This is a genomic window from Arthrobacter sp. P1_B9 (genome assembly GCF_056406495.1).
The window spans coordinates 515,760-535,101 of the sequence record NZ_JBFUAA010000001.1 but is presented as its reverse complement, the minus strand read 5'-3'; the positions used below and the strand labels follow the sequence as shown (position 1 = coordinate 535,101).

Genomic DNA, 19,342 nt, shown 5'->3' with positions numbered 1-19,342 from the left:
CTGCTTGCCTGGTGGCCTGTTACTTGGCGGCTGAGAGCAGTTCGGCGCGGACGGTCCTGGTGGCCGTGACGAGGTTGCGCAGCGACTCTTCAGTCTCGGCGTAGCCGCGGGTCTTCAGGCCGCAGTCCGGGTTGACCCAGAGCTGGCGGGAAGGGACGTGCTTGACGGCGGTGCTGAGCAGTTCGGTGACTTCCTGTTCGCCCGGGACCCGGGGCGAGTGGATGTCGTAGACGCCCGGGCCAACGCCGCGGCCGAAGCCGTGGGACTCGAGGTCGTGGACGACCTCCATGCGGGAGCGGGCGGCCTCGATCGAGGTGACGTCGGCGTCGAGGCCGTCGATCGCGTCGATGATGGCGCCGAACTCGGAGTAGCACAGGTGCGTGTGGACCTGGGTGGCGTCCGCGGCACCTGCGGTGGAGAGCCGGAAGGACTTCACGGACCAGTCCAGGTACGCGGCCTGGTCGGCCTTGCGCAGCGGCAGGAGCTCGCGCAGGGCGGGCTCGTCCACCTGGATGACCTTGATGCCGGCCGCTTCGAGGTCGGCGATCTCGTCGCGGAGGGCCAGCGCCACCTGGTTGGCGGTCTCGCCGAGCGGCTGGTCATCGCGGACGAAGGACCAGGCCAGGATGGTGACCGGGCCGGTGAGCATGCCCTTCATCGGCTTGCTGGTCAGGGACTGCGCGTACTCGGCCCACTTCACCGTGATCGGGGCGCTGCGGGTGACGTCGCCCCACAGGATGGACGGTCGGGTGCAGCGCGAGCCGTAGGACTGGACCCAGCCGTGGACGGTGACGTCGAAGCCTTCGAGGTTCTCGGCGAAGTACTGGACCATGTCGTTGCGTTCGGGCTCGCCGTGGACCAGGACGTCGAAGCCGAGCTCTTCCTGCAGCTGAACGACGCGCTTGATCTCGTCCTTCATGAGCTGCTCGTACTGCTCCGTGGTGAGGTCGCCGCGGTTGGCGCGGGCCCGGGCGGTGCGGATTTCGCCGGTCTGCGGGAAGGAGCCGATGGTGGTGGTGGGCAGCGGCGGCAGGTGCAGCGCCTTGTCCTGGGCTGCCTCGCGGACAGAGTAGGCGGAGCGGTTGAAGTCGGCGCCGGTCAGGGCGGCGGTGCGGGCCCGGACGTCGCCGCGGCGGACGCCTTCGGCCTCGGCGCGGGAGGCGATGACGCGGGTGGCCTCGTCGATGGCGGGCTGGACGGCTGCCGCGTCGGTCAGCAGACCGGCGAGGGTGACGACTTCAACGGCCTTCTGGTCGGCAAAAGCCAGCCAGCTTCGCAGCTGCTCGGAGAGCTGGACTTCCTCGTCGACGTCGTGCGGGACGTGCTGCGTGGAGGTGGAGGTGCTGATGGCCAGCTTGGCCACCGAGTTCTTCAGTTCGGCGATCTTCTTCGCGGAGGCGGCGAGGTCGTTGCGCCAGATGTTGTGGCCGTCCACGACGCCGGCAACGAGGGTCTTGTTGCCCAGCGCGGCCAGGGCAGCGGCGGACGGGACCTCGCCCTTGAAGACGTCCAGGTGCAGGGCGTCGATGCCGGTGGCGGCGAGGGTGCCGAGCTGGCCGTTGAGCGCGCCGTACGGGGTGGAGACGAAAAGCTGCGGGCGCTGGGCCGCGGCGGCCAGGGCCTCGTAGGAGCGGGCGACGGCGGCCTGGATTTCCACGGCCGGGGTGTCCTGGTCCACCACGAGGGCGGGCTCGTCGAGCTGGACCCAGCTGGCGCCGGCGGCGGCGAGCTTCTGAAGCAGCGCCGTGTAGACCGGGAGGACGTCCTCCAGGCGGGACAGCGGGCTGAAGCCGGCCGGGGCGTCGTCGGAGGCCTTGCTCAGCAGCAGGAACGTGACCGGGCCGACGATGTACGGGCGGGTCTCGACGCCGTTGGCGAGAGCGTATTCGAATTCCTCGACGATCCGGTTCGAGGTCAGCGCGAAGTTGGCTTCCGGCCCGATTTCCGGCACGAGGTAGTGGTAGTTGGTGTCGAACCACTTGGTCATTTCCAGTGGCTGCTGGTCCTTGTTGCCGCGGGCCAGGGTGAAGTAACCGTCGATGTCGAGCTGGCCCTGCGCGTTGAGGAGGTTCCCGAAGCGGGCCGGCACAGCGCCGAGGTGGGCGGCGGCGTCGAGCACCTGGTCGTAGTAGGAGAAGGTGCCGGGCACCGCGGCGGCTTCGGTCAGGCCCAGGCCCTGGAGCCGCTTGGCTGTGCCGAGCTGGATTTCCTTGGCGGCGGCGTCCAGGGCTGCGGCGTCGATCTTGCCGGCCCAGTAGGCCTCGACGGCCTTCTTGAGTTCGCGGCGGCGGCCGATGCGCGGGTAGCCCAGGATCGAGGCAGCCGGGAACGGAGTGGGGTTGGGGGTGTTCAGTGCAGTCATGGGAAGTCCTAAGTGTTGGTGGTGTGGTGCGGAGGGAAGTTGTGTTGTCTTGGCGCGGTCAGCTGGCGAGCTGGCGGCGGCTGGCCGTGTGCCGGTTGCCGCTGTTCTTGTTGCCGCTGTGCCGGTTTCCGCGGTGCGGGCGGGGCAGCGCGAGTTTGTCCAGCACGTCCAGGGCCGCGGCGTGCTCATTGAACGTGTAGAGGTGGATGCCGGGGGCTCCGGCGTCCAGGGCTGCGTTGGCGAGATCAACGGTGGCGCTGACCCCGATCCGGGTCCGTTCGGCGTCGGTGTCGGCAGCCGCGAGGCGTTCGATGAGTTCCGGGGCCGGTTCGACGCCGGTCAGTTCCCCGAGCCGGGCGAGCCGCCGGAGGCTGGTGAGCGGCATGACCCCGGGAATGATCGGGATGGTCACCCCGGCCCGGCGTGCCCGGGCCAGGAGGTCGGCGTACTGCTCGGTGTGGAAGAAGACCTGGGTGATGGCGAAGTCGGCGCCGGAGCGCTGCTTGGCCAGCAGGACCTCGACGTCGTGCGCCTCGCTCGGGGATTCCGGGTGCCGGGTCGGGTAGGCGGCGACGCCGACCGCGACCCTGCCGGCGCACAACAGCGCCGAACGGCGCTGCTCCACGCGGCGGATGAGTTCGATCAGGTCCTGGGCGTACCGGAGCGATCCCGGCGGCGGGGTTTCTCCATCCTTGGGCCGGTCGCCGCGGAGGGCGAGGATGCCCCGGACGCCGACGTCGAGCAGTTCGCCGATAATCTCCGCCAGTTCCTGCGGTGAATTCCCCACACAGGTCAGGTGGGCCAGGGGCCGGAGCGTCGTTTCCTGCACGAGCCGGTTGACGAGATCGACGGCGGTGCTGCGGTTGGAGCCGTTGGAGCCGTAGGTCACGGACACGTAGTCCGGGTCCGTGGCTTCCAGTTCGCCGATGGTGGTCCAAAGGGATTCCGCGGCTGCGGGCGACCGCGGCGGGAACAGCTCGTAGGACAGCGCAACAGGGGCCGCGCCGGCAAGATTGGGATAGGTATCGATAAGGCTTGGTGGTGACATTTGCGTCCTTGGCTTTGAACACTGCCGCCGGGAGATCCGGAAGCCCCGAAGGACCGGAACCAGAAACGGAAACTCCGTCGTCAGTGAATTGAGTTTGGGGAACACGGAGGGAACTTCAGCAGGGCGCAGCCGCGACTGTTACGCCTGATACGAAGTTGTCCGTGAGCAAATGTCAGGCCCACATGGGGGCACCCACACCCTCCTGGGCCGCCCGGGGGCAGCTTTCAGCGGAGGATCGCTGACACGTTACTGAGGTAACTTGTATAGAACTCTAAGGCCGGGCCGTGGGGCCCTTCAAGTCGGTCCCCGAATTAAGACGCACCTTTACGGCCGTTTGCGGCGCCGGGCAGAACAATGTTCGCCCAAGACGGCATTTTCGCCCCGCGCGGCTGCTCTCCCCAACGCACCCCGGCAGGACTATCCTGTTGCCATGATCCAGCTTCCAGCCAGCTACCAGCAGTACCTCGCCGGCAAGAGCGAGAGCTTCATCAACACCGTCCGGCCCGTGCTCATGCAGTCGGCCGCAGAGAGGTTGCACGGGGTCCGGATTCTCGTGCTTCCGCATGGCCACCAGGCGCATCTGGATGACACCATCCCGTATGGGACGGTGGTTGAGGACATCGACTGACGCCCGGTTAGCCCCTGTCTAGTCGCCCAGGAGCAGGCGCTGGGAACGCGGAGCCAGCGTGTGTTCGAGCACCAGGCAGGCCGCACCGACGGCGCCGACGTCCTCGCCTACCCCCGTGCCCACGACTTCGATCCCATGGATCCTCCGGGTGGCACTGTTCGCCTCAACCAGTCCGGGGACCAGCTCGAGGTAAGCCGCTGAGAGGCAGGTCCAGAACGGGCCGCCGAACACTACCCGGTCCACGTCCAGGGCGTTGGTGACGACCGACACCGCACGGGCCACGAGCACTGCGGACCCACGAATGATTTCCTTGGCTGCGTCGTTGCCGGCTTCGGCGATCGCGCACAACTCGGCGAAACGTTCCTGAACTGCCGGCGCACTCCTGTCCTGGAGTGAACCATTCAATATCCCGGCCGCCTCAGCCTGCGCCACGAGGACCTGCGGAATGGCGGAGGACTTCACGCAGCCGTGTTGCCCGCAGTCGCAGAGGGCACCGCCCGGGTCGACGATGATGTGCCCGATTTCTCCGGCGTTGCCCGAGGTCCCGCGGACGACTTCGTCGTTGAGCACGATCCCGCAGCCGATCCCGGTCCCCATGTACATGAAGACGAAGCTGCCCTCGCCGCTGGGGCCCCCGGCCCAGGTTTCGGCCACGGCTGCGCTGGTGACGTCCTTGTCCATGAGTGTCGACAGGCCCGTGGCTTCCGCGAGGCCATCCCGCAGCCCCACGTGGTCCCAGCCCGGCAGCAGCGGCGGGTCCACGACGGCGCCCTCGTTGAGGTCGATGGGCCCCGGCGACGCAACCCCGAGCCCGGCGATCCGGTCCGGGTCCACCCCGGAGTCCAGGATGAGCCTCTTGATTTCGCCCGCGATGGTGTCAATGACAGCCCTGGGGTCGGTGCCGGGCGGGGTGGTGATCCGTGAGTGCCGGACGACGGCGCCGAGCAGGTCCAGCACGACGAACGTGAGGACGGCCGGGTCCAGGTGCACGCCCACGGCGTACATCCCGGCGGGATTCAGCCGGAGCATGGTCCTGGGCTTGCCCGGTCCGGTGCCTTCCTTGCCCGCTTCGACGATCAGGTGCTGGTCGAGCAGCCGCCGGGAAATGTTGGAGATGGTCTGCGGCGAGAGTCCGACAATCTGGGCCAGTTCCACCCGGCTCAGCCCGCCGGGCGTGCGGCGGATGGCGTCGAGGATGACTGTGAGGTTGAAGTCGCCCATCTTCGGTAGGTTGGTCCCTCGCCTCGGCGAGGGTTGCCGGAACTCGGTCACTGATACCTCTAAACGTTTTGGCCACGCACAGCAGTTGTCAGAATCGTACGTTACGTGCAGGCGTGCGCCCACACTTGCGCTTTACCGACACAAAGTTTCTTGCGTCAAGGCCGCCGGGTGCTGGCCGTGACCGTGAATTTTGGATTCCTGCCGGCCTCGCGGGTGGGACCGATCAGCCGTTCCAGGGCCGGCCGGTAGTGCAGGTGGCTGTTGAACACGGTCCAGAGCTCCCCGCCCGGGGCAAGCACCCTGCCGGCCGCTTCGATCAGCTTGATCCCCGCGCCGGAGTGGACCGCCGCTTCCAGGTGGAAGGGCGGGTTGAGCAGCACCAGGTCCGCGCTGGCGTCCGGGAGGGAGCTCATGGCGTCGTCCTGAAGCACGTCGATCCGACCGTCCAGGCCGTTTGCCCGGGAGGTGGCCAGGGCTGAGTCGACAGCTGCGGCGGACCGGTCGGTCGCGGTGACGCGGGCGCCGGGGTTGGCGCGGGCGTACATCGCGGCGAGGATTCCGGTGCCGCAGCCAAGGTCGACGGCATGGGTGGCGTGCGGCATCCGGGACAGGAAGTCCAGCAGGAACCTGGTCCCGATATCCAGCCCGGTGCCGGCAAAGACGGCGCCCCGGGCGCAGACCGTGAGGCCCAGTTCGTCGTTGACCTCAGTGACCGGGAAGGGCAGCGCGGCCGGGACCGGCCTGGGGCTCCGGGCCAGCAGGAGCCGTGATTTCTGCCGCGCCAGCTGGGGCTGGACATCCTCAAAGTAGCGCGCCAGGACGGCGTTCATGCCCAGGCTCATGTGTTTGACGCGTCCGCCCGCGACCAGCACCACCTCGGGCGCCGCGTAGCGGGCCACGGCGTCGGCGATTTCCTCAAGTTCCGCCAGGGACCGCGGCAACTGCAGCAAGACCAGGGAGGCTCCCTCCAGCAGTTCGGCGCCCAGCGGGAGGTGCTCGAAGCCGCCGTCGATGCCCAGGGCCCCGGCGTTCGCCCGCAGTGCCCGTTCACCGGTGATGAGGTCCTGCTGGACGCGCACAGCGTCCGCCCCGAGGGTCAGTGCGCCGAGGGTCAGGGCACCGTACCGGTCCCCCACCACGGCGAGCCGGCCGCCGGGCTGCAGCAGGCCGGCCGCGGGCATCTCAAGGGCAGAGTCCAGCAGGAGCCTGTCCGTGGCGTCCCAGGCCTGCAGGTTGTCGGCCTCGACGTCGGGGAATCTTCTCAGCCGGGCAAAGAGGGATTCGAAGCTGTTGTCCGCCACGCGCGTTGTGCCGCCGTTTCTTCTCGGGCTTGGGTATGGGTGCTGGCAGTGGGAGCCGGGTGTGAGGCCTCCCCCGGCGCTGCTCTGCAGGTCTTACGTTTTACGTTATACCGGACCGGGCCAGCAGGGGGACGATTCCGGCGACGGCGGCCCGGCCGGCCCGGTTGGCGCCGATGGTGGACGAGGAAGGCCCGTAGCCGACGAGGTGCACCCGCGGCTCGCCCGCGACCTGGGTGCCGTTCATCGCGATGCCGCCGCCGGGTCCGCGCAGGTGCAGCGGGGCGAGGTGTTCGAGTTCGGCACGGAATCCCGTGGCCCACAGGATGACCCCGGCGGCCAGGAAGCTGCCGTCAGCCATCCGGACCCCGTCGGGTTCGATCGCGGTGAACATGGGGTGCCGGTCCAGGGCGCCGCGCGCGGCGGCGGCGCGCAGGGCCGGGGTCCAGATCAGGCCCGTCACCGAGACGACGCTCTGCGGCGGCAGGCCCTGGCGCACCCGCTCCTCGACCAGGGCGACGGCGTCGCGGCCGGCCTGCCGGTCGAACGCGGCCTCGCGCCAAACCGGTACCCGGCGCGTGAACCATGTGGTGGTGGTGACCTTGGAGATCTCATCGAGCAGCCCGACGGCCGAGATCCCGCCGCCGACCACGATGACGTGCTGCCCGCGGAATTCGTCGGCGGATACGTAGTCGGCGACGTGCAGCTGCCGGCCGCGGAAGCTGGCCTTGCCCGGATAGATGGGCCAGAACGGCCGGGTCCAGGTGCCGGTTGCGTTGATGAGGGCGCGGGCAGAGAACCGGCCGCGGGAGGTTGCGATGCTCAGCCGCCCGGCGGGGTCATCGTCCTCGCGGCTCACCGACTGCACTTTGACCGGCCGCTCAATCGCGAGGCCGAGGTCGTGCTCGTACCCGCCAAAATAGCGGGTGAGGAAACTGGAGCTGGCCTCGGCGGGGTCCACATCGGGCTGCGGGATTCCCGGGAGGTCGCTGATGCCGTTCACCGTGGCCATGAGCAGGCTCTTCCAGCGGTGCCGCCAGGCTCCGCCGGGGCCGTCCTCGGCGTCGAGAACGATGTACGTCCCGGCCGGGGCCGGGCCGGCCATGTCAGGGCCGGCCGGGTCAGCGCCGGCCGGGACGAAGCCGCGGCGCTGAAGGTGGTAGGCCGCCGACAGGCCCGCCTGGCCGGCGCCGACCACGACGACGTCGGCCGCCCGCACCGTCTCTGCGGTCACGGTCGTGTCCCCGGTCAGATCTTCTTGACGACGCTGGACTTGAGCTGCATGGGGCCCACGCCGTCCACCTTGCAGTCGATGTCGTGGTCGCCAACACCGTTCACCAGGCGGATGCCGCGGACTTTCGTACCGACCTTGATGACCGTGGAGCTGCCCTTGATTTTCAGGTCCTTGACCACGGTGACGGTGTCGCCGTCGGCGAGGACGTTGCCCACCGCGTCCTTGATGACCGCGGCCGGGGGGGTGTCGGCCTTTGTGTCAGTCTCCGCGGATGCGGACCATTCGTGCGCGCACTCCGGGCAGACCAGGAGCGCCCCCATTTCGTAGGTGTATTCGCTGGAGCATTCGGGGCACGGGGGCAGGGAGTCGTTCACCCGACCAAGTTTAGTCGCCGCCTGTGCCCATCCCTGTGCCCGCCCGAATTCTCGCCTCTTTTTCTCGCCGCTTCTTCGCGCCGTGGGCGGGGCGCCCTAGAACGGGTTCAGCAGGCGGTCCACGAACTGCCGAGTGCGTTCCTCCCGCGGGTCCCGCAGAACGGTGTCGGGGTGGCCGCGTTCGACCACCACGCCGCCGTCCATGAAGATGACCTCGTCGGCCACCTGACGGGCGAACGCGAGCTCGTGGGTGACCACCACCATGGTCCAGCCTTCGTCAGCGAGTTCCTTGATGACGGTCAGGACCTCGCCCACGAGCTCGGGGTCCAGCGCAGAGGTGGGCTCGTCGAAGAGCAGCAGTTGCGGGCGCAGGGCGAGGGCACRCACAATGCCGACGCGCTGCTGCTGGCCGCCGGAGAGCTCGAACGGGTAGCTGTTCTCCTTGCCGGTCAGGCCGACGCGGGCCAACAGGTCCCGGGCCTCCTGGATCGCGTCCGCCTTGGGCCGCTTCTGCACCTGGACCGGGCCCTCGATCACGTTCTCCAGGACGGTCTTGTGCGGGAAGAGGTTGTAGTGCTGGAACACCATGGCGCTGCGGTCCCGCAAGGCCAGCACCTGCTTCTTCGCCACCGGTGTGGCGAAGTCCACGGTCAGTTGCCCCGCGAATTCGGCGACGCCGGCGTCGGGCACTTCGAGGCCGTTCAGGCAGCGCAGGACTGTCGTTTTTCCTGATCCGGACGGCCCGATCAACGTGACCACTTCGCCGCGGCGGACTTCAAGGTCGATGGATTTGAGCACAACATGGTGGCCGAACGACTTGCGCAGGCCCGTGACGGTCAGGAGCGGCTCGTCCGGGACAGGAACGCCAGAGGGTTGCGGTTCAGTGGGCGACATAGCGGTCCAATCTCTTCTCCAGGACGGACTGTCCGCTGGCGAGAACGAGGCAGATGACCCAGTAGATCACGGCCGCCTCCAGATACAGCAGCATGAACTCCTGGCTGAAGGCCGCCACCTGCTGCGCCACGCGGAACAGTTCGGTGACGAGGATCAGCGACGCCAGCGACGTGTCCTTGACCAGGCTGATGAAGGTGTTCGACAGCGGCGGAACCGAGACCCGGGCGGCCTGCGGCAGGATGATCCGCACGAGCGTCTGCCGGCGCGACATTCCGATGGTGTGGCCGGCCTCCCACTGGCCCTTCGGAACCGACAGGATGGCCGCCCGGATGACCTCCGCGGCATAGCCGCCGACGTTCAGGGAGAACGCAATGATGGCGCTGGGCCAGGGGCTGATGGTGATTCCGACGGAAGGGAGCCCGTAGAAAATGACGAACAGCTGGACCAAAAGCGGGGTTCCGCGGATGACGGAGATGTAGGTCCGCGCCACCGCCGAAACCAGGCGGTTGCGGCTCAGCCGCATGAGGGCCACCACCAGAGCCAGCAGCAGGCCCAGGCTGAACGAGGCCAGTGCCAAGGGAATGGTGCCGAAGATCGCACCCGTCAGGAGCGGGCCCAGCGATGACCACACGAGTTCCCAGTTGATGCTCATGCCCGGACGCGGCGTTTCTCTGCGGCTTGCACAGGGCTACTTCGAGACGTCGGCGTCGAAGTACTTCTGGGAGATCTTCGTCAGGGTGCCGTCGGCCGCCAGCTCGCCGAGGGCCTTGTTGATGGCATCGGTCAGGCTGGTGGATCCCTTGCGCAGGGTGAACGCGCTCAGCGATTTGTCGGTGGTCTCGGCGGCAATCTTGATGTCGGCGTCGTGGTCGGTCTTCTGGGAGTCCAGGTAGGTCAGCTTGTCGTTGATGGTGGCATCGACGCGGCCCTGCTTGAGCAGCGTGATTGCCTGCGCCCAGCCCTCGACGGCCTCGACGTTCGCGCCGCTCTGCTGCGCCAGCTTGTACCAGTTGCTCGTCAGGGACTGCGCCGTGGTCTTGCCCTTGAGGTCGTCAAAGGAGTGGATGCTGTCGTTGTCCGACTTCGTGACGATCACGCCGGTGCTCACCGTGTACGGGGTAGAGAAGTCGTACTTCGCCTTGCGCTCGTCGGTGATGGAAACCTGGTTGGCGACGACGTCGAACCGTTTGGCATCGAGGCCGGCGAAGATGGCGTCGAACTGCGTCTCCTGGTAGGAGGGCTTGACGCCCAGCTTCGCGGCGACGGCGTTCATGATCTCCACGTCGTAGCCCGTCAGCTCACCGCTGCCGTTGGCGTGGAACGTGAACGGCTTGTAAGTGCCTTCCGTGCCGACCTTGAGCACGCCTGCGCTCTTGACGTCGCTGAGGGAGGTGTCCGCACCGGCTGCCGGCGCTGAGCTGGCCGGGGTGGTGGACGCCGACCCGCAGCCTGCCAGGGCGAGTCCTGCAGCGGCGATGAGGCCAATAACGGAAAGTCGTGTGCGCTTCATGATGTTCCTTAGTCGTGGAGCCGGAAATGGCCTTCCAGCTAAGCCGCAGGGCGGCTGTCTCCTAGCGACGATAGCAAGGTCCAGCTCAGGGTGGAGAGCCTAAATGACAGTTTATGACGTCCGGTCATGAGACGGTCTTGACGGATGCGACTTTCGAAGTCCTGCACAGCTGCGGAGGGTACGAAAAAGGGAACCACCGCCTGGCGGTGATTCCCTTTCTGGTGGAGCTGAGGGGACTCGAACCCCTGACCCCCTGCATGCCATGCAGGTGCGCTACCAGCTGCGCCACAGCCCCTCATTTGCCTGGAAGTTTCATCCTCCCTGAAGCAACCTGAATAGCCTAAACCACAAATCGCGTTCGCGCTAATCGGCGCGCTGACTCATGGAACAGGGGTGCGGAACGGGGCACAAAATCCAACATGGAACCGGGCACAAAAAAATCCGCCGGAATCTTTCGATTCCGGCGGATTGTCCGGTGGAGCTGAGGGGACTCGAACCCCTGACCCCCTGCATGCCATGCAGGTGCGCTACCAGCTGCGCCACAGCCCCGAATTTTCGCTGCTCCGAGCATGTCTGCCGACGTGCGATGTTCCGGTTTTTTGTCCGGATTTCTCCGAAGCAACTCAAATATCTTAGACCAGCCCTCCGGAAAATTCCAAATCGGGCATATTCGGCCCGGTTTGGCGTCCGGAGGTGGCCTGAACGCGGGCGCTACTCCGTGTCGGTGCCGGCGGTGGCCTTGGCGGAGGCGTCGTCGCCGAGCTGCAGATCGACGACGGGGCAGTCCTTCCACAGGCGCTCGAGGGCGTAGAACACGCGGTCTTCCTCGTGCTGGACGTGGATGACGACGTTGGAGTAGTCCAGCAGCACCCAGCGGCCGCCGGAGCGGCCCTCGCGGCGGACGGGCTTCTGGTCAAACTTGGAGAGCTCGTCCTCGATGCCGTCCACGATCGCGTTGACCTGGCGTTCGCTCGGGGCCGAGGCAATCAGGAAGACGTCGGCCAGGGCCAGCCGTTCGCTGACGTCCAGGGCCACGATGTCCTCGGCAAGCTTCTCCGAGGCAGCGCGGGCTGCGTGGCGGGCGGTAGTGATGGATGAATCGGTTGCAGTCACGGGACTCCTTGTAGTGATGAAAAATTATGGTGATGAAAATGTGGCGCCAGTGGCGGCCTGAGACCTAGTGGGCCAGCCCGGTGACGATCAGCGTGATGCCGGCGATGAGGGCAACGATCCCCACCGCCAGGACGCCGAGCTGGAGCATGCGCAGGCGGCGCGCCCGGCCGAGTCCGGCGGTAGCGGCATCCAGGGGTTCGAGCCCGTAGGCGGCATTCGCGGCCACGGGTTCCCCGCCCACGAGTCTTTCCTCGGCCTCCCCCGCCGCGTTTGCAGCGTTTGCCGCGTTTGCAGGCCTAGCCCTTCCGGCTTTTGCGGCTGCCTCCGCGCGGGCCAGGACGCCGGCCCTGCCAGCGGCAGAACCCGTCGCGGGACCTGCGGCCTTCTGGCGGGAGATGCCCGGCCGCCGCAGGCCGGGTTTCCGTGGCGCGTCCACGCGCGGACCCGGGTTGGTGACAACCGGAACGTACGACGTGGCAGGGCGCTTCATGACGGGCCGCTCCACGCCGGGAACCTTCTCGAATTCCAAGGGTGTGACCATGGCCAGGTTGTTGGCCGTGGTCGGATCGTTGCGGGGCGCCGCCGGCTGACTGTTTTGTTCGGCAAGCTTCTGCTTGGCGGCGGCGCGGCGGTTCAGGATCGCGGCACGCTCGGCGAGGGCGATCTGCTCGGCCAGGACGGCCGGATCAACGGCATCCGGATCCGTGGCCGCAATGTGTTCCATCTTGGCCACTTGGTTCTTGGCCTGCTCCGCGAGGAGTTCGCGGGCGGCCAGCGCCTGCTCCACGGTCATGCCCTCGGGCGTCGCCCCGCCCGGTCCGGCGCCGTCGGCCGCGGGAGCCTTGGGCGCCGGGGCGGCCGCCCCAGCCGGAGCAGCGTCCTTCGCGGCGGCGCCCTTCGGGGCGGCGTCCTTGGAGGCGGCATCCTTCGGGGCCGGGGGAACCACCGGGGTGGCCCGGGTCCGCGGCGACACCGGGACAATGGTGTTGGCCTGGGTGGCCGGGGCCGTTTCGGTCGCCAGCTCCAAAAGCCTCAACTGGCGTCGCGTGGGCGGCCCTCCGCCGGCCAGCTGGCCTTCCTTCTCTGCGAGTTCCTTGATGGTGCGCAGCGCGGCGCGGTCCCGTGCCCGGACCTGGGAAGACCGCTCAGTGCCAGCGGGCACAGAATCAGCACGCACAGAGTCCACCGGGGCGTCGGCAACGCGACGGCTCCGGCCGGTGATTTCGGCCTCCGTCGGCTCGCCCGGGCCCGGAGTGTCCAGACGTTCATCTCTGGCCTGCCGCAATTCGCGGCGGCTGCGGATGGGAGGCTGTTCCTGACTCATGGCAAACTCATTCAGTGCTGGCTGGTTGGGTTATCTCAAAGGCTGGATCGTGCTGTGCTGGGGCAGTCCCTGCCGCGCCGTTTCCGGCGTTGGCGGTCCCGGCGTGTCCGGCTTCGAGGCGATCGGCGTCGGGGCTGGCGTGGTACAGGCCATACTTGGCGATGTACTGGACCACCCCGTCCGGCACGAGGTACCAGACCGGGTTGCCTTCGGCCACCCTCGTGCGGCAATCCGTGGAGGAAATGGCCATGGCCGGGACCTCCAGGAGGCTGACGTCTTTGCGGCCCATGCCGTCCAGGACGTGGCCCGGCCGGGTTACACCCACGAAGTGCGCGAGGGACCAGAGTTCGTCGATGTCTTTCCAGGACAAAATCTGGGCCAGGGCGTCCGCGCCGGTGATGAAGAACAGATCGGCGTCCGGACGCAGGGTCCGCAGGTCACGCAGGGTGTCGATCGTGTAGGTCGGTCCCGGACGGTCCACGTCCACCCGGCTCACGGTGAAGCGCGGGTTCGAGGCCGTGGCGATGACTGTCATGAGATACCGGTGCTCGGCTTCGCTGACCTTCTTGGCCATCTTCTGCCAGGGCTGGCCGGTGGGCACAAAAACGACTTCGTCGAGGTCGAACTTGGCCGCGACCTCACTGGCCGCGACAAGGTGTCCGTGGTGGATGGGGTCGAACGTGCCGCCCATCACACCCAGACGCAGGCGGCGCAGGGCGCCGCGCTGCTTCGTGGGGGCGGAAATATTAGTGACCTTGGCCGTGATCGTGCTTGTTCGGGTGCTGGCGGTGCGGGTCCGAGTGCTCCTCGACAGCCACGTGGCGCCGTCCCAGGTTGGAGTAGGACAGGGTGATCAGCAGCAGGACCACCAGGATCGCGAACATGGTGCCGCCAATGACAAACGGCGGTGCAATGAGCGGTGCGAGTTCCTCGTGGCCCGATTCGCCGGCGGCGGCGACGAAAGTGGCGATCTGCTGCGACAGCATGTTCTCCCCTAGTGAGTTCAAAATTTGACGACGGCGGAGGTGTCCGCCGTTCCGGTCTTCCGTTCCATGTTACAGCGTTACTAGCCCCGGATCTGGCCCTCGCCCTGCACGATCCACTTGGTCGTGGTCAGCTCGGTCAGTCCCATGGGGCCGCGGGCATGGAGTTTTTGGGTGGAAATGCCCACTTCGGCGCCGAGGCCGAGCTCGCCGCCGTCGGTGAAGCGGGTGGAGGCGTTCACGATCACGGCCGCCGAATCGACCTCGGCGATGAAGCGCTCGGCGTTGGCGAGGTCGTTGGTCAGGATCGCTTCGGTGTGGCCGGTAGACCACTTGCGGATGTGCCTGACGGCCTCGTCCAGGCTGTCCACCATGGCCACGGCCAAGTCCAGGTTCATGTATTCGGTGGCCCAGTCGTCTTCCGTGGCCGGCACGGACTGGACCGAGGCCGGCAGGGCGGCGCGGATGCGCTGGTCCACGTGCAGGGTGACCCCGGCAGCCCGCAATGCGGCGGCTACCGCGGGAAGGACAGTGGACTTGGAGTGCACCAGGAGCGTTTCGACGGTGTTGCAGACGCTGGGCCGCTGGGTCTTGGCGTTGAGGAGGATGTCCACGGCCATTTCCTCGCTGGCGGAAGCGTCCAGGAAGATATGGACGTTGCCTTCACCGGTCTCGATGACCGGCACGGAGGAGTTCGTCACGACGGCCTGGATCAGCTCGCGCCCGCCGCGGGGAATGAGCACGTCCACCCGGCCGCGCGCCCGCATGAGCGCGTTGGCGCCGTCGCGGCCGTATTGGTCCACGGATTGGACGGCGTCGGCGGGCAGGCCCACTGATTCCAGCGCATCCCGGAGGATGGTGATCAGGGCGGCGTTGGTGGCAGCGGCGGCGGATCCGCCGCGCAGGATGACGGCGTTGCCGCTCTTGAGGGCCAGTCCGGCGATGTCGACGGTGACGTTCGGGCGGGCCTCATAGATCGCGGCCACCACGCCCATGGGTACGTTGATCTGGCGCAGGCGCAGCCCATTGGGGAGGGTCTGGCCCCGCACGACGTTTCCGACGGGGTCGGGCAGGGTAGCGAGGTTTTCCAGTGCCGCGGCGAGGGCGGTGATGCGTGACTCGGTCAGCGTCAGGCGGTCCAGCAGGGCGGCGCTGGTGCCGGCGGCCCGGCCGGCCGCGACGTCCTTGGCGTTGGCGGCCAGGATCTGGTGCTTGTGATCCACAAGCGCCTTGCCGATGGCGCGCAGGCCCCGGTCCTTCCAGGCCCGGTTGGCGCGTGCCATCCTGTGGGCAGCGTGGCGCGAGCGGTCTGCGATCGCGTGGACGGCTGCTTCGGTCTCCGTTGCCGTGCCAGGGGCCGCTGCCGGATCCGGCGCCGCGGCGAATCCTTGGGCGGGCGCGGCGTTACCGGCGGGAACGGTGCCGGCAGGCACATCAGTCACGGCAGCGGAAGTCAGGGCCTCAGTCATGCTTCCAGTTTAGGCGTCGGGGGAACCTAGACCAGCACCAGGTCGTCAACATGAACAACTTCGCGGTCATATCCGCGGCCCAGTGCCTTGCCGAGCTCATGGGTGGAGCGGCCCAGCATTTGGGGCAGCTCGTCGGCCGAATAGTTGACCAGCCCGCGGGCAATCACGGTGTTGTCCAGGGACACCATCTCCACGGCGTCGCCGGCCTCGAAGTCGCCCTTCACCGCGGCGATTCCGGCCGGCAGAAGCGAGGTGCGGCGGTCGCGGACGGCCTTGACCGCGCCGTCGTCGAGCACCAGGGTGCCGCGCACGGATGCCAGGTGGGCCAGCCACAGGAGCCGGATCGGCTTGCGCGCGCCGTTGACGGAGAACCATGTGCCCACGTCCTCGCCGGCCAGCGCGGCGGCCGCATTGGCCGTGGATGTTACGAGGGCGTGGATACCCGACCCCGCGGCGATGCTGGCGGCTTCGACCTTGGTGACCATGCCGCCCGTGCCCACACCGGCCTTGCCGGTGCTGCCGATCGAGACGCCGTCGAGGTCGTGGGGGCCGGAGACGTGCGGAATCCGCTTCGCGCCGTGCGACGGCGGACCGTCGTACAGGGAGTCGACGTCGGAGAGCAGCACGAGCGCGTCGGCGCGGACCAGGTGAGCCACCAGGGCAGCGAGGCGGTCGTTGTCGCCAAAGCGGATCTCGTGGGTGGCTACGGTGTCATTTTCGTTGACCACCGGGACAACGCCGAGGTTCAGCAACCGGTCCAGCGCGCGGAACGCGTTGGTGTGCTGGCTGCGGCGCATGAAGTCATCGGCGGTCAGCAGCACCTGGCTGACGGTGACACCGTGCGCGCCGAAGGCGTGGGTGTAGCGGGCCATCAGCAGGCCCTGGCCCACACTGGCGGCGGCCTGCTGGGTGGCGAGGTCGCGGGGGCGCTTCTCGAGGCCGAGCGGGGCGAGGCCGGCGGCGATCGCACCGGAGGACACCAGGATGATCTCCGCGCCCGCGTTGCGCTTGTGCGCCAGAGCGTCGGCGAGCCCGGTCAGGGCCTCTTCGGAGATCCCGCCCTTGATGGACGTCAGCGAGGACGAGCCGACCTTGACGACGATCCGGCGCGCCCCGGACAGCGCGGTGCGGTCCGGGGCGTTGATGGCCTGGGCCTTGAGGTTTTGAGCGCTGAGCGGCTGGGACCGGTGCTCGACGACGGCCTTACTCGTCATCGGCTTCGCCCAGTCCACTCTCCTTGAGCGGCTGCCGCGCGCGGCGGCTGCTGACGGATTCGGTCCAGATGCCGGCCTTGCGTTCGGCTTCGAGCTCGGCGCGGGCGGCGGCCTTGGCGTCGCGGCGTTCCTGCTGTTCGTCGCGCTTCTGGCCACGCGTCGGGCGGTCGCCGATGTCGGCGAAGCGCACGTCGGTGCCGCGGGGCGAGGCGAGCAGCTCAGCACCGGCCATCATGGTCGGCTCCCAGTCGAAGACGACGCCGTCGTCCTCGCCGATGACCACCATGTCGCCCGGCTTGGCGCCCTGCTTGAACAGTTCATTTTCGACGCCGAGCTTGGCCAGGCGGTCGGCGAGATAGCCGATCGCTTCCTCGTTGGTGAAGTCTGTCTGCTTGACCCAGCGCACGGGCTTGTCGCCGAGGACGCGGAAGAGCGGCTCAAGGTTCTTTTCCTCGCGGCGGATCGTGAAGCCGGTCTCGTTGACGGCGCGGGGGCGCAGCACGGGGGCGTGTACCTTCGGCGGGGTCGCGGCGACGGCGTCGCGGGCGGCCTTGACGATTTCAGCCATGGCGAAGCCAAGCTGGCGGAGGCCTTCGTGGCTCGTCGCCGAGATTTCGAAGACCTTGTAGCCCCGGGATTCGAGCTCCGGGCGGACGAACTCGGCCATATCCTTGCCATCCGGCAGGTCAACCTTGTTCAGGGCCACGAGGCGGGGGCGGTGGTTCAGCGGAACGACTTCGCCGTCGGACCCGCTGTAGCTCATGTCGACGGCGTACTTCTCCAGCTCGGCCTCGATGATGGCGAGATCGGAGAGCGGATCGCGGTCCGATTCGAGCGTGCCGCAGTCCAGCACGTGCACCAGGGCGGCGCACCGCTCGACGTGGCGTAGGAAGTGGTGGCCCAGGCCCTTCCCCTCGCTGGCACCCTCGATCAGGCCGGGGACGTCGGCAATGGTGAAGCGGACTTCACCGGCCTGGACGACACCCAGGTTGGGGATGAGGGTGGTGAAGGGATAGTCCGCGATCTTGGGCCGGGCGGCGGACATTGCGGCGATCAAGCTGGACTTGCCGGCGGAGGGGAAGCCGACGAGGGCGATGTCGGCGATGGACTTCAGTTCCAGGACGACGTCGCTGGATTCGCCTTCGATGCCGAGCAGCGCGAAGCCGGGCGCGCGGCGCTTCTGGGAGGACAGCGAGGCGTTGCCGAGGCCGCCAATCCCGCCGGCGGCGGCGATGTATTCGTCGCCTTCGGCCACGAGGTCGGCGATGACTTCGCCGGACTTGGACTTCACCACGGTGCCCACCGGCACCGGAAGGATCAGGGTTTCGCCGTTTTTGCCGCCGCGCCAGTCGCCCATGCCAGGGCCGCCGTTGGTGGCGTGCCGGTGGGGCGCGTGGTGGTAGTCGAGCAGGGTGGTGGTCTGGGGGTCAACGCGCAGGATGACGTCGCCGCCGTTGCCGCCGTTGCCGCCGTCGGGACCGCCGAGGGGCTTGAACTTCTCGCGGTGGACGGAGACACAGCCGTGGCCGCCGGTACCGCCGGATACGTGCAGTACTACCCGGTCTACAAAGCTCGCCACGTGGATCTCCTCAGTGCTGTTCCCCGGACCCCCAAAGAGGCCCAAGATGATTGTAATGCGGTTAAAACACCGGTGGAGCGGACCTAATGGCCCGCCCCACCGATTTAGAACTTATTGTTACTCTGCAGCTGCAGCAGCCACGATGTTCACAACGCGGCGACCACGGCGGGTGCCGAACTCGACAGCACCGGGGGTCAGGGCGAACAGGGTGTCGTCCCCGCCGCGGCCTACGCCGGCGCCCGGGTGGAAGTGGGTGCCGCGCTGGCGGACAATGATCTCGCCTGCGGAAACTACCTGGCCACCGAAGCGCTTGACGCCGAGGTACTGGGCGTTGGAGTCACGACCGTTGCGAGTGGAACTCGCGCCTTTTTTATGTGCCATTTGAAATGCCTGCCTTCAAAAATTCTGGGGAATCTGCTGGAACCTGAACAGTAACGAAGAGTTACTTGATACCGGTGATCTTGACCTTGGTCAGTTCCTGACGGTGGCCCTGACGCTTCTTGTAACCGGTCTTGTTCTTGAACTTCTGGATGACGATCTTCGGACCACGGAGGTCTTCGAGGATCTCAGCCGTAACCGTTACCTTGGCCAGGTCCGCAGCAGCAGACGTGACTTTGTCACCGTCCACCAGGAGCAGTGCGGGCAACTCAAAGGTGCTGCCGGCTCCACCGGGGACGCGGTTCAGGGTAACGAAGTCTCCAACGGAAACCTTCTCTTGGCGGCCGCCTGCGCGGACAATCGCGTACACCACTGGGGAACTCACTTCTCTCGACGTTTATTACTAGATTTGCGTGCGGAACCAGGGGCCAAATTGTTTGGACCGGCTCACGCTGTGCCTCAACGCCGGTGGATTCCCCGGGGGAACCCATGAGCTATCCCCGGAACAAATCCATTTGGAATTCCAAGCGGACCGTTCTCAGGGTCATAACCCAAGTGTTGGCGTAAGCACCGAAGATCTAGAATACGCTAATTTTGCCTTCGGCCGCAAATGAGGCTGGTTCCGGCGGGTAGTCCGTGATAGGCGCCACAACATCTTGATGCAAAGTCCCTGCCAATGTTCTTGGCCGGGATCTTGACCATCTTGAGCTGTG

General features: G+C 67.4%; 19 protein-coding genes and 2 tRNA genes. 1 reads left to right on the top strand and 20 read right to left on the bottom strand.

All coding sequences use genetic code 11. The features are described 5' to 3' along the window. Window positions 1-19: 19 nt before the first annotated feature. The gene (metE, locus tag AC1D1A_RS02340; RefSeq protein ID WP_476947043.1) at window positions 20-2,362 is read right to left on the bottom strand and encodes a 5-methyltetrahydropteroyltriglutamate--homocysteine S-methyltransferase; all 2,343 of its coding nucleotides are present in this window, start codon (window positions 2,360-2,362) and stop codon (window positions 20-22) included. Window positions 2,363-2,420: 58 nt separating this feature from the next. Next, window positions 2,421-3,410: a methylenetetrahydrofolate reductase gene (locus tag AC1D1A_RS02335; protein ID WP_476947042.1), complete on the bottom strand. Its 990-nt coding sequence runs from the start codon at window positions 3,408-3,410 to the stop codon at window positions 2,421-2,423. A 430-nt stretch (window positions 3,411-3,840) separates the two neighbouring features. Between AC1D1A_RS02335 and AC1D1A_RS02330 the strand changes: the two genes are divergently transcribed. After that, window positions 3,841-4,038 carry a hypothetical protein gene (locus tag AC1D1A_RS02330; protein WP_018773338.1) on the top strand — a complete coding sequence of 66 codons (198 nt, stop codon included), beginning with the start codon at window positions 3,841-3,843 and terminating at the stop codon, window positions 4,036-4,038. An 18-nt stretch (window positions 4,039-4,056) separates the two neighbouring features. Here AC1D1A_RS02330 and AC1D1A_RS02325 read toward each other — a convergent pair whose 3' ends face one another. The 18 genes from AC1D1A_RS02325 to rplU form a co-directional block, all read right to left on the bottom strand. Next, window positions 4,057-5,259, bottom strand: coding sequence for an ROK family transcriptional regulator (locus AC1D1A_RS02325; protein ID WP_476886356.1), 1,203 nt, complete (start codon window positions 5,257-5,259; stop codon window positions 4,057-4,059). A 155-nt stretch (window positions 5,260-5,414) separates the two neighbouring features. Continuing rightward, window positions 5,415-6,560 (bottom strand): class I SAM-dependent methyltransferase, encoded by a 1,146-nt coding sequence (locus AC1D1A_RS02320; protein WP_476947041.1) that lies wholly within the window; start codon window positions 6,558-6,560, stop codon window positions 5,415-5,417. A gap of 100 nt (window positions 6,561-6,660) precedes the next feature. Further along, a complete protein-coding gene (locus AC1D1A_RS02315) occupies window positions 6,661-7,791 on the bottom strand; it encodes an NAD(P)-binding domain-containing protein (RefSeq protein ID WP_476947040.1) in 1,131 nt (376 codons plus the stop codon). Between the two features lie 14 nt (window positions 7,792-7,805). Further along, complete coding sequence (locus tag AC1D1A_RS02310) at window positions 7,806-8,165, bottom strand: zinc ribbon domain-containing protein YjdM (RefSeq protein ID WP_476947039.1); 360 nt, start codon at window positions 8,163-8,165, stop codon at window positions 7,806-7,808. A 96-nt stretch (window positions 8,166-8,261) separates the two neighbouring features. Beyond that, a complete protein-coding gene (locus AC1D1A_RS02305; RefSeq protein WP_476947038.1) occupies window positions 8,262-9,059 on the bottom strand; it encodes an amino acid ABC transporter ATP-binding protein in 798 nt (265 codons plus the stop codon). Continuing rightward, complete coding sequence (locus AC1D1A_RS02300; RefSeq protein ID WP_476856903.1) at window positions 9,046-9,711, bottom strand: amino acid ABC transporter permease; 666 nt, start codon at window positions 9,709-9,711, stop codon at window positions 9,046-9,048. Before AC1D1A_RS02300 ends, AC1D1A_RS02305 begins: the two co-directional genes overlap by 14 nt. A gap of 36 nt (window positions 9,712-9,747) precedes the next feature. Continuing rightward, window positions 9,748-10,569: an amino acid ABC transporter substrate-binding protein gene (locus tag AC1D1A_RS02295; RefSeq protein WP_230008769.1), complete on the bottom strand. Its 822-nt coding sequence runs from the start codon at window positions 10,567-10,569 to the stop codon at window positions 9,748-9,750. A 219-nt stretch (window positions 10,570-10,788) separates the two neighbouring features. Next, window positions 10,789-10,864: transfer RNA gene (locus AC1D1A_RS02290), tRNA-Ala, on the bottom strand. A 181-nt stretch (window positions 10,865-11,045) separates the two neighbouring features. Beyond that, a tRNA-Ala gene (locus AC1D1A_RS02285) sits at window positions 11,046-11,118 on the bottom strand. Between the two features lie 162 nt (window positions 11,119-11,280). Then, window positions 11,281-11,682 carry a ribosome silencing factor gene (gene rsfS / locus AC1D1A_RS02280; protein WP_018773346.1) on the bottom strand — a complete coding sequence of 134 codons (402 nt, stop codon included), beginning with the start codon at window positions 11,680-11,682 and terminating at the stop codon, window positions 11,281-11,283. Between the two features lie 64 nt (window positions 11,683-11,746). Beyond that, the gene (locus AC1D1A_RS02275) at window positions 11,747-13,006 is read right to left on the bottom strand and encodes a hypothetical protein (RefSeq protein WP_476947037.1); all 1,260 of its coding nucleotides are present in this window, start codon (window positions 13,004-13,006) and stop codon (window positions 11,747-11,749) included. Between the two features lie 7 nt (window positions 13,007-13,013). Further along, entirely contained in the window at window positions 13,014-13,697 is a 684-nt protein-coding gene (gene nadD / locus AC1D1A_RS02270) for a nicotinate-nucleotide adenylyltransferase (RefSeq protein ID WP_476850133.1), read from the bottom strand. Between the two features lie 55 nt (window positions 13,698-13,752). After that, window positions 13,753-13,992, bottom strand: coding sequence for a hypothetical protein (locus tag AC1D1A_RS02265; RefSeq protein WP_230011093.1), 240 nt, complete (start codon window positions 13,990-13,992; stop codon window positions 13,753-13,755). An 80-nt stretch (window positions 13,993-14,072) separates the two neighbouring features. Beyond that, window positions 14,073-15,458, bottom strand: coding sequence for a glutamate-5-semialdehyde dehydrogenase (locus tag AC1D1A_RS02260; RefSeq protein WP_476947036.1), 1,386 nt, complete (start codon window positions 15,456-15,458; stop codon window positions 14,073-14,075). A 26-nt stretch (window positions 15,459-15,484) separates the two neighbouring features. Further along, on the bottom strand, window positions 15,485-16,672 hold the full coding sequence (gene proB / locus AC1D1A_RS02255; RefSeq protein ID WP_476947035.1) for a glutamate 5-kinase: 1,188 nt from the start codon (window positions 16,670-16,672) through the stop codon (window positions 15,485-15,487). Beyond that, window positions 16,662-18,251, bottom strand: coding sequence for a GTPase ObgE (obgE, locus tag AC1D1A_RS02250; RefSeq protein WP_079555434.1), 1,590 nt, complete (start codon window positions 18,249-18,251; stop codon window positions 16,662-16,664). The genes proB and obgE overlap by 11 nt, the downstream gene beginning before the upstream one ends. Before the next feature lie 117 nt (window positions 18,252-18,368). Next, window positions 18,369-18,632, bottom strand: coding sequence for a 50S ribosomal protein L27 (gene rpmA / locus AC1D1A_RS02245; RefSeq protein WP_009372867.1), 264 nt, complete (start codon window positions 18,630-18,632; stop codon window positions 18,369-18,371). Window positions 18,633-18,693: 61 nt separating this feature from the next. After that, a complete protein-coding gene (gene rplU, locus AC1D1A_RS02240) occupies window positions 18,694-19,002 on the bottom strand; it encodes a 50S ribosomal protein L21 (protein ID WP_018773353.1) in 309 nt (102 codons plus the stop codon). Window positions 19,003-19,342: the final 340 nt, after the last annotated feature.

What these genes read in the sequence shown, in the direction of transcription:
- metE (WP_476947043.1), bottom strand. Translation starts at nt 2,362, where the DNA reads ATGACTGCACTGAACACCCCCAACCCCACTCCGTTCCCGGCTGCCTCG.
- AC1D1A_RS02335 (WP_476947042.1), bottom strand. Translation starts at nt 3,410, where the DNA reads ATGTCACCACCAAGCCTTATCGATACCTATCCCAATCTTGCCGGCGCG.
- AC1D1A_RS02330 (WP_018773338.1), top strand. Translation starts at nt 3,841, where the DNA reads ATGATCCAGCTTCCAGCCAGCTACCAGCAGTACCTCGCCGGCAAGAGC.
- AC1D1A_RS02325 (WP_476886356.1), bottom strand. Translation starts at nt 5,259, where the DNA reads ATGGGCGACTTCAACCTCACAGTCATCCTCGACGCCATCCGCCGCACG.
- AC1D1A_RS02300 (WP_476856903.1), bottom strand. Translation starts at nt 9,711, where the DNA reads ATGAGCATCAACTGGGAACTCGTGTGGTCATCGCTGGGCCCGCTCCTG.
- AC1D1A_RS02295 (WP_230008769.1), bottom strand. Translation starts at nt 10,569, where the DNA reads ATGAAGCGCACACGACTTTCCGTTATTGGCCTCATCGCCGCTGCAGGA.
- AC1D1A_RS02275 (WP_476947037.1), bottom strand. Translation starts at nt 13,006, where the DNA reads ATGAGTCAGGAACAGCCTCCCATCCGCAGCCGCCGCGAATTGCGGCAG.
- nadD (WP_476850133.1), bottom strand. Translation starts at nt 13,697, where the DNA reads ATGGGCGGCACGTTCGACCCCATCCACCACGGACACCTTGTCGCGGCC.
- AC1D1A_RS02265 (WP_230011093.1), bottom strand. Translation starts at nt 13,992, where the DNA reads ATGCTGTCGCAGCAGATCGCCACTTTCGTCGCCGCCGCCGGCGAATCG.
- AC1D1A_RS02260 (WP_476947036.1), bottom strand. Translation starts at nt 15,458, where the DNA reads ATGACTGAGGCCCTGACTTCCGCTGCCGTGACTGATGTGCCTGCCGGC.
- proB (WP_476947035.1), bottom strand. Translation starts at nt 16,672, where the DNA reads ATGACGAGTAAGGCCGTCGTCGAGCACCGGTCCCAGCCGCTCAGCGCT.
- rpmA (WP_009372867.1), bottom strand. Translation starts at nt 18,632, where the DNA reads ATGGCACATAAAAAAGGCGCGAGTTCCACTCGCAACGGTCGTGACTCC.